This is a genomic window from Fulvivirga sediminis, assembly GCF_016757215.1.
In the GTDB taxonomy this organism is placed as follows: Bacteria; Bacteroidota; Bacteroidia; order Cytophagales; family Cyclobacteriaceae; genus Fulvivirga; species Fulvivirga sediminis.
In genome coordinates this window covers 275,149-289,929 of sequence record NZ_JAESIY010000005.1, presented here as the reverse complement: position 1 = coordinate 289,929, position 14,781 = coordinate 275,149, and the positions used below count along the sequence as shown (strand labels likewise).

Annotated in this window: 13 protein-coding genes and 2 tRNA genes; 9 read left to right on the top strand and 6 right to left on the bottom strand. The window is 37.3% G+C overall.

Features of this window, described 5'->3' with window-relative positions; all coding sequences use genetic code 11:
- Nucleotides 1–118 precede the first annotated feature (118 nt).
- Together JL102_RS10970 and JL102_RS10965 are read left to right on the top strand one after the other, a co-directional pair.
- On the top strand, nucleotides 119–535 hold the full coding sequence (locus JL102_RS10970) for a hypothetical protein (protein WP_202244441.1): 417 nt from the start codon (nucleotides 119–121) through the stop codon (nucleotides 533–535).
- A 285-nt stretch (nucleotides 536–820) separates the two neighbouring features.
- On the top strand, nucleotides 821–1,258 hold the full coding sequence (locus tag JL102_RS10965; protein ID WP_202244440.1) for a hypothetical protein: 438 nt from the start codon (nucleotides 821–823) through the stop codon (nucleotides 1,256–1,258).
- Nucleotides 1,259–1,632: 374 nt separating this feature from the next.
- Here the strand turns inward: JL102_RS10965 and JL102_RS10960 are convergent, their stop codons facing one another.
- Nucleotides 1,633–2,556 (bottom strand): sulfotransferase, encoded by a 924-nt coding sequence (locus JL102_RS10960; RefSeq protein ID WP_202244439.1) that lies wholly within the window; start codon nucleotides 2,554–2,556, stop codon nucleotides 1,633–1,635.
- A 137-nt stretch (nucleotides 2,557–2,693) separates the two neighbouring features.
- Nucleotides 2,694–3,647: an FKBP-type peptidyl-prolyl cis-trans isomerase gene (locus JL102_RS10955; RefSeq protein ID WP_202244438.1), complete on the bottom strand. Its 954-nt coding sequence runs from the start codon at nucleotides 3,645–3,647 to the stop codon at nucleotides 2,694–2,696.
- A 229-nt stretch (nucleotides 3,648–3,876) separates the two neighbouring features.
- Here JL102_RS10955 and JL102_RS10950 point away from each other — a divergent pair, with 229 nt between their 5' ends.
- Entirely contained in the window at nucleotides 3,877–4,728 is an 852-nt protein-coding gene (locus tag JL102_RS10950) for a TraB/GumN family protein (RefSeq protein ID WP_202244437.1), read from the top strand.
- A 2-nt stretch (nucleotides 4,729–4,730) separates the two neighbouring features.
- Here JL102_RS10950 and JL102_RS10945 read toward each other — a convergent pair whose 3' ends face one another.
- The 4 genes from JL102_RS10945 to JL102_RS10930 form a co-directional block, all read right to left on the bottom strand.
- Nucleotides 4,731–5,123: a hypothetical protein gene (locus tag JL102_RS10945; RefSeq protein WP_202244436.1), complete on the bottom strand. Its 393-nt coding sequence runs from the start codon at nucleotides 5,121–5,123 to the stop codon at nucleotides 4,731–4,733.
- Entirely contained in the window at nucleotides 5,120–5,659 is a 540-nt protein-coding gene (locus JL102_RS10940) for an O-acetyl-ADP-ribose deacetylase (protein WP_317191635.1), read from the bottom strand. The genes JL102_RS10945 and JL102_RS10940 overlap by 4 nt, the downstream gene beginning before the upstream one ends.
- On the bottom strand, nucleotides 5,643–6,080 hold the full coding sequence (locus JL102_RS10935) for a cytochrome B (RefSeq protein WP_202244435.1): 438 nt from the start codon (nucleotides 6,078–6,080) through the stop codon (nucleotides 5,643–5,645). The genes JL102_RS10940 and JL102_RS10935 overlap by 17 nt, the downstream gene beginning before the upstream one ends.
- A 76-nt stretch (nucleotides 6,081–6,156) precedes the next feature.
- Nucleotides 6,157–7,797 carry a S8 family peptidase gene (locus JL102_RS10930; RefSeq protein ID WP_202244434.1) on the bottom strand — a complete coding sequence of 547 codons (1,641 nt, stop codon included), beginning with the start codon at nucleotides 7,795–7,797 and terminating at the stop codon, nucleotides 6,157–6,159.
- Between the two features lie 321 nt (nucleotides 7,798–8,118).
- On the opposite strand from JL102_RS10930, the gene egtB reads away from it, so the two are divergent.
- From egtB to JL102_RS10900, 6 genes are all read left to right on the top strand, one after another.
- The gene (egtB, locus tag JL102_RS10925) at nucleotides 8,119–9,378 is read left to right on the top strand and encodes an ergothioneine biosynthesis protein EgtB (protein WP_202244433.1); all 1,260 of its coding nucleotides are present in this window, start codon (nucleotides 8,119–8,121) and stop codon (nucleotides 9,376–9,378) included.
- A 9-nt stretch (nucleotides 9,379–9,387) separates the two neighbouring features.
- Nucleotides 9,388–10,323: an L-histidine N(alpha)-methyltransferase gene (gene egtD, locus JL102_RS10920; RefSeq protein ID WP_202244432.1), complete on the top strand. Its 936-nt coding sequence runs from the start codon at nucleotides 9,388–9,390 to the stop codon at nucleotides 10,321–10,323.
- Between the two features lie 77 nt (nucleotides 10,324–10,400).
- A tRNA-Leu gene (locus tag JL102_RS10915) sits at nucleotides 10,401–10,485 on the top strand.
- Nucleotides 10,486–10,536: 51 nt separating this feature from the next.
- A tRNA-Leu gene (locus JL102_RS10910) sits at nucleotides 10,537–10,619 on the top strand.
- Between the two features lie 102 nt (nucleotides 10,620–10,721).
- Nucleotides 10,722–11,732 (top strand): LacI family DNA-binding transcriptional regulator, encoded by a 1,011-nt coding sequence (locus JL102_RS10905; RefSeq protein WP_202244431.1) that lies wholly within the window; start codon nucleotides 10,722–10,724, stop codon nucleotides 11,730–11,732.
- A gap of 305 nt (nucleotides 11,733–12,037) precedes the next feature.
- Nucleotides 12,038–14,776: a hypothetical protein gene (locus JL102_RS10900; RefSeq protein ID WP_202244430.1), complete on the top strand. Its 2,739-nt coding sequence runs from the start codon at nucleotides 12,038–12,040 to the stop codon at nucleotides 14,774–14,776.
- Nucleotides 14,777–14,781: the final 5 nt, after the last annotated feature.

The following is a 14,781-nucleotide window of genomic DNA, read 5'->3' as shown; positions in this document are numbered from 1 at the left end:
ACTTAAGAGAAGGTGCCGTGCGAAAAGTAAGAGCATTTCAAATTGTTACGGGAAATGGTGATGATTTCAAGGTAACTTCAGATAAGAAGGGATATAAAGAAGTAGGAAGTATTAAATAATGAAAAAGATAGTTTTACTAGGTTTTTTGATGATTGTTCTTGGCTTTTATTTGTGTCAAAGCAGGGTAAGTTATTATATAGACACGAGAAAAACATTGGGGGTGAAATTACCTTTGATCTATGAAATCAAAGAGAAAGGCAACTTAATGATGATGGAAACTAGCTCAGATACTAGATATGGAGTTGTATTAAAGATTAAGGATTGTTCAAACTTTTATGGTCAATTACAAATGAGTTCCAGTGTTATTTCTCTAGACTCAATGAATATCGAATATGTGACTCCATTTTTTTTTCGTCAAATAGGTGAAGATGGAATCTTGCTGGCAGGTAAAGTAAAAAATGATGTAGCTCATTATGGACTTGCTTATTTTGATCCAGAAAGCTGTCTGTTTTATTTTGATTACAGTAATTTATAATCCCCCACTGGTCGTAGGTTAAGCGGAGCGATCCTACGGCCTACCATATTCTCGGAATGAGATAAGCGGATGTCTGAGGCCACAATGCACAGGGAGTATTTCATTAATATGAATTTGTTCGTAAAGAAAAGAATTCGAGCGGACGCTCAAGCGATATATGGATCGTAGCGGATGCTACGACTAGTTGGGAGCTCATATAAATTGGGAAAAAGCCACAGAAAAAGGGGCTATACCCATCAAAATGAATAAAGAGGTATACGAAAAAACATTAAAAAATATTTTCTAATGTATATACATCCACATTTAAATAAATTTATAAAAACAGAATCAATTTTATCTTACAATCATCCTAAGTATGAATACAATATTATTGAAAAATTTGGATTAAGAGAGATAAAGGATTATAAAAACACCCAATATAGAGGCAACATTGATTGGGATTTAATTTGCCCTTCATTTGTTTATTCTTTTTTGAATGATGGTAATGAGCAATTAATCTCCATTTTGTCTAAAAGTGAAATGAGTAAAAAGGATAAGATAGTAGTTGAGGTGGGGTATGGAGGTGTTGTTTTAATTTTAAAGACAAAGGATTTTTTTAAATATTGGGAGGAGATTCTACTAACCTCTCGGCAAGGCTTTCCTGTAATTTCGGAAGATGGAAAACTTATAATGGAGTTTTTGGAAAATGATCAATTAATTTATAGTAATTTTTTAATAGGTTAATTCTAGCCCTCGTTCCCGCCTGCTCCCACTGGTCGTAGGTTAAGCGCAGCGGTCCTACGACCTGCCATAATCAAGAGCATTTGCTCGGAATGGGATAAGCGTATGTCTGTAGCTACAATGCTTAGTCAGTATTTCATGAATACGAGTTTGTGTTTGAAGAAAGGAATTTGAGCGGACGCTCAAGCAATATATGGATCGTAGCAGATGCTACGGCCAGTTGTGAGTGGATAATTGGAAGTGTATAAAAGAAAGGTACGTTTATGACCTACCATGATCAAGCGCTCAAGCAATACATGGACAATAGCGGATATATAATAAAAACGGGCCATATTATTAGGCCCACTTTTATCTAATGAAAACTTAGAAAACCTTTATCAAGCAAGCCAGTGATCTAAATTTCTATTAATAAGCTTAGAAAGTTTTTGAATATCATCAGCGTAAAATTCAGTTACTCTCTTTTTTAATTCAGGATCAAGCTTAGGCCTTGCCAGGTTTTTGTTTTTAATGTCAGTGAATTTTTTCCTTACCCAAGGTGAATTCTGTAGTTTGGAATACGCTTTTTCTGGCATTAAGCTTCTTATGCTATTTTTGATCACGCTGTTATGCCCCACCATTTTGTCATAAAACTTGTTTTTAATAAAACCAGATTTATTGTATTGGATAGAGAAATCGTACTCAAATGAGCTATCTGCTCCAATGTGGTGGGTGATGTCTTGCATTACTTGTTGTGGGTTGCCATTAAGGTCTTCAAACAAGTAAGTTTTAATTTGGTCTTTAGGGAAGTAATCAAAGAAGCGAATCAGGTTTTTGTAATAAAACCCTTCTTTCATCAAATCATTTCGCTCCCACCAGATACTGTTTTTGTCTAGTACGCCATCAAAGCTTTTGGTTGGTAGTTTATTCTCTCTTGCCAGGTGTAAATATCTGGAGTATAACCTTTCGGCAGGTTGTCTGAAAATAGCTGCCATTTTCACGTTTGGCACATAATATCTAATCCTTTCAGGAGCCCTATCATGATATAGATAGGTGTTTGAAGTCTCTCCGCGTAGTTGGTCAGCCTTAGCTTGGCTGAACAGAGCTTGATAAGATTTCAGGTCGGTTACCGAATCGTAATAATGTTTAAGCTTTGATTTGTCTTCAAAGTCCTCGGGCTTAATTAATTCATACCCAAAAAAATTAGGCTCTTTAACATTAGTTACATAGATAGAAGGGTGTTGCTTTAAATAATTATCGACCGAAGTGGTGCCACATTTTCCGGCTCCAATGATCAGAAAATCAGGTAGAAGATTTGCTTTCATTTTTAAAGGTGTGGTTAATTAAATCAATCATGTCAACAAGGCAAGGGCATCTATGTTACTGAAAATCCGAAAAACCGATCAATTATATAATTTAAAATCGATATAATGTAGAAAATAGGGGTTGAACGTGCATGGATTTATAGAACCTGCAATAATTCTACTTCATATATTAGGGGAGAGAATGGTTCGACGCTGGAGAAAATAATCTTATCTTTTAGTAGATGGGTTCTGAGCTTGGTAGGGAACACTTGTAGGCTTTCATCAAAACCTAGTCGGGAGGGCATAATAACTAATGCTTTGCCACCTTCTTTCATTTTTAATATTCCTCGTTCCAGGCCTTCTACTGCTTCGTTATTGCTAAGCTGGAAAGTTATTGGACTTGAACTGGTTTGCTCTATGATGGTGCCATCTAGGTATTTTCGTACAAAGTTAATGGTTACACTGCTTTTTGGAGATGGTCTCTTACCGCGGCCTTCTTTTATTACACTGTAATAAAGATCATTTTCTAGATTCTCATCATCTAAATCTTTCTGATCTAAAAATGAGCGTATTTTATCTTTCTCTTCTAAATATATACTGGCCTTGTTTTTAATCTCTACCAGTTCTACATCCATTATAAAGTTAGTGTAGGCGTCGAAAAAATTGCTATTGCTGTATTCTTCATAGGCAAGGGTAGAGGGAATGAAAAATCGGAATTTCTCACCACTTTTCATGAGTTGCATGCCATAATCCAGCCCAAGAGGGATCACACTTTGGTAGTTATGATAAAAAGGTACGGCTATTGAGTCAGAGCTCTGCTCCAGTATCTTTCCATCAAGGGTTTGTATAGTGTAAAGTATATAAAGTACGTCATTATTGTTTACCGAGGTGCCTGTGCTATTGGTAGAAAGCTCTTGATAGTAAATGCCGCTATTGTCTTTGGTGGCATTAATGTTATTAGCTGTAAGGTAGGCCTCAATTTTCTCGTTATCAGCATTAATTTGATCTGTTAGTTCTGAGTCATCCAGACTACAGCTAATAATAAGAAGAGAGAAAATAATAACTCTTGCCGTGTTCACTACCTTCTTTGCTATTTCAATACCTAGAAACATATACTTGCGATTAAGTACTGTATAGACACCAAATGCCGATTTAAGGTTGCAAAGAAAAGGATAGCTTGCTAAAAATAATAGTGAAGAACCTCAGCAGACCGGAAGATGCTGAAGCTTACCGGCCGTTGAGGTCTTTTTCATAGAGATAAGTTTCATTTCTATAACTGTATTGATGTGGGGATTATTATATTTATAGAAGAGTTATTTGTAGTCAATTTAAAACCGGAATATGAGAAAAGTTTATTTGCTGTTCGTGATATTGTTTACTCCCTTATTGTTGAGGGGGCAGGAGTCGTCATTATTATTCAAGCTCACCGGACCGGGCATTTCTAAGCCTTCTTATATTTTTGGCACTATTCATATGATGTGTAGTGAAGATTACAGTATGTCAACTACAGTAGAAAATGCTATGACTCATGTTGATAGAGCAGTGCTTGAGATAGATATGGATGACCCTGCTATGATGATGAAGATACAGCAACTATCTATGAATCCTGGGTTTAGAAATATTTCTGATCAATTCTCTAAAAGCGAGCTAGATAGTCTTAATGCCTTTCTTCAAAAAGGATATGGAGCTACTATGACTCAGTTTGGGGTAATGAAGCCTTTTGTATTGTTAACTATGATCTTGCCCAAGCTGCTAAACTGTGATGAGATTATTGCCTTTGAAAATGAAATTGTAAACATGGCTAAGTCTAATGAAATACCAGTGGAAGGCCTGGAGACCGTAGAATTTCAGGTAGGTGTTTTTGATAGTATACCAGAGGCAGACCAAATAAAGATTGTCAATGAGTTGATCGCTGATAAGGACAAGGCAAGGAATGATTTTAATAAGTTGCTAAAGGCCTATAAAGAGAAGGATGTAAAGCAATTAGCTAAGCTGGTGGTTGAAGATCCTCAGTATGCTGACTATGCGGATTTATTATTATATGAAAGGAATGAGAATTGGCTGCCTCATATAATAGATATGGCCAAAGAAAAGCCAAGTTTATTTGCTGTAGGAGCAGGGCATTTAGGAGGAGGGAAAGGTGTTTTACACTTGCTAGAAGAAAAGGGTTATACTGTAGAACCTGTTTTTTAGTTTTATTGAGGTAGTTTGGAATATTGAGTCTTTATCTTTTCTTTATAAAAGTATACCGGATCTTTAGATTCGCTAAATTCCTGCCAAAGCTTATAGGGTATTTGAGGATATACCTGATATGTAGAATCCGTTTCTTTGGCTACCAGGTAGCCGCTTTTGCCATCACAAGAATAATAGCGTAGTGCTTGTGGGTTAAGGTGTTTCGATATGGAAAGGGTTTCTTTCAGTCTGAAAGTGGTGGAAGTAAGAGCTTTTATAGCTTCATTATGATTTGCAAATTCAGGAGGAAGCTCATGGCAATTGGTGTTTTCAGGACCTTTTTCAAAATTATGCTGTACCTGGGCTATGCTTATGGTTGTAGTGAATAGCAGCAGGATGATAAATATTTGTTTCATATCTCTTGTTTTGAGAGCTGTACTAAACTGTTGTAATCATCACCACTATAAGTGATGAGTATTACTTTTTGGAGGGAGGAATTTTGCGCTAAAAAAGAGAGGGTGGTTTTCAGGGCTATTTTAGCGGCTCTTTCAAACGGAAAGCCATATACTCCTGTACTTATAGAAGGAAAGGCTATTGAGCTGAGATGGTGCTTCTCAGCAAGTAAAAGACTGTTTTTATAGCAGTTGGCTAGCAGCCCATCTTCATTATTATTACCTCCCCGCCAGATAGGCCCGACGGTGGAGATAATATTTTTTGCCTTTAGGTTAAAGCCGGGGCTCAACTTAGCTTCTCCGGTTTTACATCCCTTAAGGGTTTTGTTAAACTCGAGTAACTCAGGGCCTGCAGCTCGGTGGATCGCTCCATCTACGCCACCGCCTCCTAATAACGATGAGTTGGCGGCATTTACTACGGCTTCTACCTCCAGTTGAGTAATGTCTCCCTGAGTGATCTCAAGTCTTTTGTCTATATGTAATTTAGAACCAGCTTCCACCCAAATTTCTAAACGGCCAAGGAATTGATATTAACATGATTAACAGTCCTATGGCATAGAAAGTTAAGATGGTTTTAAACTTTTTGCCATCATCAGTAAGTCTTTTGGCTTTGCTATAGCCAATAGTTATTAATGCGATAGCTATCAGCATCATTAAGCTGTGTTCTACTAAGAAAAACCTTAAAGCGGGCTCACCCATAGAAGAACCTGAAAAGATTACTTTTGGGCTGATGAAATAAAGAATAATACCCACTATTAGTTGTATGTGAGTAAAAATAAGAGCAAATAAGGCCGCTTTTTTATCCTTTTCGGTAAAAGGAACGGTTCCTTTTGTTTTGCCTGCTGCGTTGATAATAGCGTATAGTATCGATATGAGTACTAACCATCTGAGTCCTGAGTGTGCGTGTACGAGTATTTGCATTGTATTATAGTAAAATAAAAAACCGGACTAAAGTTAGTCCGGTTTTGTGTCTAAGGCAATTATTTTTAAACTTCCTTTATTTTGAGGTCATAGACTCTGCTAGTTTTACCGCTTCATAAGCATTTAAAAGGCCTCCGTAAATGGAAAGGCTTTTGAAGTCTACCATAGATTCATCACCTGGCTTCATCACTTTTAGTTCATCGAAATGCACCGCTGATTTGGTAATTATATCTTTAATCTGATCTACAGATAGCTCAGGGTAATAAGACATAAGTAATGCAGCTACGCCAGTGGTGGCAGGGGCGGCCATACTAGTGCCATTAAAAGAGCTGTAGGTGTTATCAGGAGTGGTAGAGTAAATATCTACTCCCGGAGCAAATATATCTACAGATTCTTTACCATAGTTGCTAAATGAACCCACAAAGCTAGCGTCATCATCCCAAGCAGAAGCTCCTATCTCTAGCCAGTTAGTGGCTAATTCTTTAGAGTCTTTAAATTTTCTGGTGGGGAAGTTGTTTGATTTATCAAGGTCTTTAGAGCTATTGCCCGCCGCATGTACCAGTAGCACCCCTTTGCTTTCGGCATATTTTACAGCCTTATCTACAGCTTCTTTTTGTGGAGAGTAAGATTTTCCGAAACTCATGTTTATGATCTGTGCACCATTGTCAACGGCATATATAATAGCGTTAGCCACGTCTTTGTCTCTTTCATCTCCATCAGGTACAGCTCTTACCACCATTATTTTTACATTTTCAGCAATACCTTTAATACCCAGGTCATTATCTCTATTGGCAGCTATTATGCCTGAAACGTGCGTGCCGTGGCTAGGATCATGGCCTTTTACATCACTGTTTCCATATCCTTTTTCATAGGGATCATTGTAGTCATCACCTACAATTGTTCTGGGGTTAAATTCTGTGTTGAAAGCGAAGTTTACCTGATTGGCAAAATGCTCTTCAGCTTCAGCTAATTCTTCATCAAGTTGTTCAAAATCAGCTTCATCCCCTACGTTTTGTAATATGATGCCTACCATATTTCTGGCAGCAAGTATAATAGAGTCGCTAGTATTAACAGATCTTAAATCTTCCATGCTTACCTCATCTACGTCTAAGTATAACTGAAGTAGATTGTTATAGCGCATGAGATTTTTGTGGAAGGTAGAGTAAAACTGGTATTGCTGTTGAGCCTTTTCATAATCAGCTTCAAAGTTCTTTTTCACTTTTAACCAGTACTCATATTCCTCTTTGTTTTTTTTCTTAACCTTCTTAGCTTCTTTGTCGCCATATTTAGCTTTCAGATCGTTGTAAATTCTGGTGAGTTCGTAGGTGTCTTCCTCTACATTACCCTCTTTACCACCTATGAAATTCCAGCCATAACGATCATCTATATAACCATTGTTGTCATCATCAATACCATTACCAGCTATTTCATCTTCATTAATCCATATTTTACCCTGTAGGTCTTCATGGTCAATGTCCACTCCTGAGTCTATCACAGCTACCGTTACGGTCTTTGACTTTTTGTTTTTGAGGATGGTATTATAGGCTTTTTCTACGCTTACACCTTCCACATCATCATTGGCATGATCAAGAATAAACCAGTTTTTGGGAGGTGCCTGGCTGCTGTCCTGTACGGCATCCTGTCCGTATACATTTATGTTATAAACACTTAATGCGATTGCCAGCCCCGCAAAGATTCTTCTTACATTATGTTTCATATACATGGGATAATTCTAGAAATTATTAAAAAGTCTGCCAATATACGTCAAAAAACGCATATTGCGATGCTTTTTTTAACACTGGTTATTGTGGATTATAGTCGGTAATAGAGCTATAAAAAATAAACCTCTGATAGCAACCCATCTCTATAGATATTAGGTTCCATTAAAACTATAATTACGCGAATCACGTAGATCCAAGAAGGAAGAAAATGGCAGTTTGAGTACATAACTTTTTGGTATATAGGCTTGTTGTATTTGTAAGTTACTAAGCAGCTTTTACAACTAATCTATTCTTAAAATCATTAAACTAACCTATTTATGGTATTGGAAGAAGTAAAGCCAAAAGAGAAGTTTTGGCGCGTTCGGCAAACTACTGAACATATTTGCGCTCCGCTTTCTCCTGAAGATTATGTAGTGCAGCCTGTTGTTGATGTTAGTCCTCCGAAATGGCATTTGGGGCATACTACTTGGTTTTTTGAAACTTTCATATTGATCCCCTATAAAAAGAATTATCAGCCTTACGACCAGAATTTTGGCTTTATTTTTAATAGCTATTATGAAAGTGTAGGAGAACGACTAGTGAGGACCAACAGAGGAAACCTTACTAGGCCGGCTTTGAAAGAAGTGATGACCTATAGGCAATATGTGGATGAGCATATGGATAGTTTATTGGAAGATGAAGTGCCGGAAGAGGTCTTCAACCTATTACAGTTGGGGCTGCAGCACGAGCAGCAGCATCAGGAGTTGTTATTTTATGATATTAAATACATTCTTGGACACAACCCCCTGCTCCCCGCTTACTTGAAACAGATGAATAAACAATCACTTGATGCTGCGGAGGTCAAAGAAAGTGATTTTTTAAAAATTGAGGAAGGCGTTTATCAAATAGGTCATCAGAAAGATGGGTTTTGTTTTGATAATGAAAAAGGTGTGCATAAGGTTTTTCTGCATGAGTATGCCATTATGGACAGGCTGGTTACTAATGGAGAATATTTACAGTTTGTAGAGGACGGCGGATATAACAATTTCAGGTTTTGGCTTTCTGATGGATGGGATTGGGTAAACAGAGAAAGTATCGAAGCGCCTGATTATTGGTATAAAAAAGAGGGAGTATGGTATTACTATTCTCTTAAAGGTGGTCTGCAGCAGTTAGACCTTGCTGCTCCTGTAACTCATATTAGCTATTATGAGGCAGACGCTTATGCTAAGTGGAAGGACTTAAGGCTTCCTACTGAGTTTGAGTGGGAGGTAGCGGCTAATATTTACTCTCAAGATTTGAACCTTGGAAATTTCATGGAATCTGACCATTGTAACCCTACGGCTAAGAAAGGCGATAATTACCAGTTTTTAGGTGATGTATGGGAGTGGACTAGCAGTGCATATTTGCCTTATCCGTACTATGAAGCGCCAGCTGGGGCAGTAGGAGAGTATAATGGAAAGTTCATGGTAAACCAAATGGTACTGCGTGGTGGCTCTTGTGCTACTCCTGCTAACCATGTTAGAACTACTTATAGAAATTTTTTCCACCCTCATCTTAGATGGATGTTTTCCGGGTTGAGGTTGGCTAAATACATTTAAAATACTTTGATGAATAAACAATTTGCAAAAGACGTGCTGGAAGGGCTAAATGCCACTCCTAAGAGGCTTTCTTCTCAATATTTTTATGATGAGAAAGGTGACGCCCTGTTTCAAGAAATAATGAAGCTGGATGAGTACTATCTTACCAGAAGTGAGTTTGAAATAATAGAGACGAATAAGGAGCAAATGCTCCAAATTTTTAAAGGAGACGAAGAGCAGTTTAATTTAATTGAATTTGGAGCAGGAGATGGTTATAAAACTAAGGTGCTGCTCAGTGCTTTTGTACAGGCAGATACAGATTTCAGTTATATTCCGATAGATATTTCGGGCAATGTATTGTCATTGCTATCAGAATCATTGGAAAAAGAGCTTCCTGATTTGAATGTGAAACCTATGGAAGGAGAGTATTTTTCTGTATTGAAAAAGCTGAAAAATACGCAAGCTAAAAATGTAGTGCTCTTTTTAGGGTCTAATATTGGTAATTTTAGATATGAGCAGGCCATGGAGTTTTTGGAGGAATTATATGACTCATTACAAAAGGGAGATCTCGTAATGATCGGTTTTGATTTGAAGAAAGACCCTGACGTTATTATCAATGCTTATAATGACAAAGAGGGGGTGACCAGATCATTTAATTTGAACCTATTGGATAGAATAAATAATGAGCTGGGGGGTAATTTTGATGTGTCTAAATTTGAACACTGGCCTACCTATGATCCATACACCGGAACTACAACCAGCTATTTGGTCAGTGCTCAAAAACAGAAAGTTGAGATCATGGATCAGGCCATAGAGTTTGATGAATGGGAAGCTGTGCATATGGAAATATCACAAAAATATAATGTAAAGGATGTTGAAAGTATGGCCTCTAAAGTGGGATTTGTGATCCAGAATAATTTTTATGACAGCAAAGGCTACTTTTTAAATTCGATTTGGAAAAAATAGTAAGGGGCAAGGTATTGCTTATAAAATAAAACTTATTACTTTTGTGGCCCTTTTGATACTACCTAAATCGTTTTTATGCGCACGTGGCGGAATTGGTAGACGCGCCAGGTTGAGGGCCTGGTGGCCATTGCGGCCGTGGAGGTTCGATTCCTCTCGTGCGCACATTTAGATTAAACTACTACTATTGTTATTAAAAGCGATAACTCTAACGACGCGCACGTGGCGAAATTGGTAGACGCGCTGTCTTCAGGTGGCAGTGCCTTTCAGGCGTGAAGGTTCGACTCCTTTCGTGCGCACTTATAGATAATTTTCGAATTAATAATCAGATTTATAATAGTTGGTCGTTATATTAACGTTAATTATGTGTAATTCTGGTTAATTTTTTAACAATAACTTAAATGGGAGTAACTTTAAAAGATATAGCTTTCACTCTGGGCTTATCACCTTCAACGGTTTCACGAGCACTAAACGATCATCCTGATATTAATGAGCAGACCAGAAAATCGGTTAAGCAGCTCGCTAAAAAGATGAACTATCAGGTGAACAAGATGGCTAGTGGCCTTCGTACCCGAAAAACGTATGCTATTGGAGTTATTGTTCCTAAAATAGCGAGCCACTTTTTTTCTTCTGTATTAAGCGGTATACAAAAAGTGGCTGGTAGTAATGATTATCAGGTATATATCTGTCAGACAAATGAATCTACCAAGCAAGAGATAAAATACATCTCTTCTTTGATGGCGGGTAGTGTAGATGGTATTCTTGTTTCTTTGGCCAAAGGCAGTAAAAACTTAAAGCATATAAAACAGATCATTGATGGTGATATGCCATTGGTACTTTTTGATAGAACCAGTGATCAGTTTAAGGTGCCAAAGATAGAAGCAGAAGATTTTAAAGGGGCTTACAGAGCTGTTACCCATTTGATCGAAATCGGTTGTAAGAAAATTGCTCACCTTGCTGGCCCAGATAATTTAGGAGCTAGTCATAATAGGCTTTTAGGTTATAAGCAGGCACTTATAGATAATAAAATACCTATAGATGAAAAGCTGATCATCCCTTGTGATTTCGATCCAGAAAAGGGACGAGAAGCGGTGAGAAACCTTATCTCTGGACCTATAGATATTGACGGTATATTTTCTGTCAATGATGAGATCGGGGTAGAGGTAATTCTTGCTCTACAAGCCATGGGTATAAATGTTCCACAGCAGGTGGCCGTAGTAGGTTTTGGTGATTTTCCTATTTGTGAAATAGTGATGCCTCACTTAAGCTCTGTGATGCATAATCCTTACAGAATAGGATATGAAGCAGCAGAATGTCTTTTCGATCAGATCAATTCATCTCAAAAAGGTAAAAACTTCAGGCATATCATTCCTTCTCAGCTCGTTATCAGAGAGTCTTCAAGGAGGTCTTAAAATAAGAAAAACACTATATATTGGTTGTGACTCACCAGGAGAGTACTATTGATTTCTTCAATAGTAATTTTCTGGCTTTTTTCTTTTAGCATCTTGCTTTTTTATAGTTACGAGAGATTAGGATAATTATAGCTTACTACCTATTGGGTTTATTATAATGAGAAAAATTTAATGCGAGATTTAGTCGATAAGGGCACGTGTTTCGTATCAAGAGATGAAGGTTTAAAAATAAGTATGTTATTTATTTTTCATAAAAAATTTAAGGCTCAAACCAAATTGATTCATAACCTAACTTCCAAGTTGTAATGATGAGAGTATTAGGTTTTCTGTCTATTATGATTTTATGTACTATCTCTTATGGGCAAGGTGTTAAGTCTTTCCATCATGAGGGTAAAGTGCCTACTGATGAAAATAAGTTACTGGTTTTGGCTGATTACTACCTAGAGCATGGTTATTTTTCAGCTTCTATCGATCCGTTGCAAAAGCTGGTAAGGCTTACAGGTGCAGACGAGTACAAACTAAAGCTAGCAGATGCCTATTTTTCAATCCATTGCTATAGTAAGGCATTATCTCTTTATGAAGAGCTTCTTGATGGTGACAAACAAAATGATCTATTTTGGTATCATCTGGGTATCATTTATCAAGGTATAGAACAATATGATCAAGCGCTAATATACCTGAAGAAGTTTGTCTCTGATCATAATGAATCCTATCCGGAGGAACTGAAGAGGGCTAATCTGGCCATCAGGCAGTGCTGGAGCATAGCTAATATTAAAAAAATGGCAGCTGGTGCGGAGCTTAGAAAGTTAAATATAGCTACACCAGGGCATGACATACAGTCAGTGGCTACTTGTGGAGGGCAAGAGATTTTTTCTAGTCAGTATACATTAAAACAACCGGTAGAGCATAAAATTAATGATGATCTTATAGTAACGATAGACAGCACGACGGTGTATCGTCTTTTTATAAAAGAAGAAGGAGAAAGTCGATTATTGGATATTAAAGTGAGTAAAACAGCCAATTTAATAAGTCCTTTTTTATCGGCTGATTGCAAAAGGCTCTATTACACGGTTTGTGAGCGAATAGGAGATAATGATAACTGCAGTATATATTATAGTAAAAGATTAAGTGAAGGTTGGGGAAATCCCATAAAACTGAATTCTAATGTTAATCAACCCAATAGTTCTTCCAAACAGGCTGTAGTGGTGTCTTTCAGTGGCAAGAGAGAAGTGATATTCTTTAGCTCTAATAGGTCAGGTGGAGCCGGTGGGTATGACTTATGGATGTCAGAAATGGACCGACAGGGGCGGTTTTCTGAAGCAAAAAATTTACAAGGCATTAACACTCCTGAGGATGAAGTGACTCCGTTTTTTGATAGCAATACAGGACATTTGTTTTTTAGTAGTTCTGGTAGAATCGGTTTGGGAGGTTTTGATGTTTTTATGGCGGAGATAAACTGGCAGCAGAGTGTAGGCAGTATTTATAATCTGGGTAAAGGGATCAACTCAGGCCGAGATGACTATTACTTTCGGTTGGAAGATAATAGCACTGCTTTCATCACTTCCAATCGTAGTGGTTGTGATAATGAAGTTTATAAAGCACACTTTTCTATCTCTTTCGAGTATAGCAAGCAGCCGTTATCACTTACCGTGGTTGATGAGTTTAGAGTGAAAGATAGTAATCTTAAAAGATTAGACAACTACTTTCGGTACTCTAAGCGTAAGAAAGAAAGGAGCGAAATTACTGTCCTTTTAGAAAAGAATAGTGAAATCTCAGGAGATATTTTGGATGAACAAATTGACTTGGGTAGTCATAGAGTCTTATTGATAGATGACCAAGGGGAAGTGATTGATGTGGCTATTACAGATAAGAATGGATTTTTTCAGTTTAGAAAACTGAGTGAGAATGGAGACTATGCAGTAGTTTTTTCTAAAGAGGATGAGGACTTGAACCTTAGGCTATTGGTGAAAGGTGCACAAGGTGACATTCTAAGACAATACTCAAGCCGGGATGATGAAAACATCTTCAATTATCGTGAATTATCTAATTACATAACTGATTTTATAAGTTTCAGGAAGGGTGACGCCTCTCTTTCCGGAACCTTAACTTTGAATAAAACCCCTGTATCTGATCATCAGGTAATGCTACTTAATGATCAAGACGAAGTGGTGGATGCTGTTTCAACCAATATACAGGGAGAATTTAATTTTAGAAGGCTTCCATCTCCAGGAAAATATAGCGTACTGTTGGATGAGAAGGATAGTGGGATGAATGTGGAGCTGGTTATAAAAGATGAAAATGGTGTAGAGCTAGATAAAGTTAGCAGTATTACAAGAGCAGAGGTGATTAAATATAGGCCTTTGGACCCTTATAAGATAGCTGCTTTTAGGCTTAAAGTTAACGATGCAAAAATTAATAGTCATTTATTTGAGGAGGGGGACAAGCGAGGAGCAAAACATGAAAGGCGTCTTGCTCAGCATGAGGAGTTGAGGGTAGCTGGGGGTAGTAGTTTTCTTCAACATGATTCTTTATCGGATTCTTTGCTAAATCGTTTTACTATAGGATCTTCAGGAGAGAAACAAGGGCTGAATTTGAAGGAAGCGGATCTATGTGGCAAATTTTTTATGGAAGACATTTTGAAGACTGCTTATCAAGTAATATTGGTTGCGGATGAAGGAAAGACTTTGGATACTACTATGATAGATACTTTTGGGGAATTTTCTTTCCGTAATATCTCCATTGATTCGTCATACTATTTACTAATTGATGATTGTATGAGTTCGTATGATCTGAAATTGGAAGTGGTGAATAAGGCTCAGGCAACAGTTTGTTGTACTTCTATGGTAGCTAGATCAAAGGTTGTATATAAAGCTTTTGAAAGACTGGAAAGTCAGGCGGAGGAGGTGAATATAAATGAGACATCTGAAGGTTTGAAAGTTCAACATTCAGATGAGTTTATTGACAAATGGTGGCTATATTCGTCTATATTTTTATTATTAGGAGGGGGAGTAGCCTATTATTTACTCAGAAAGAGAAATAGTTAAAGAAT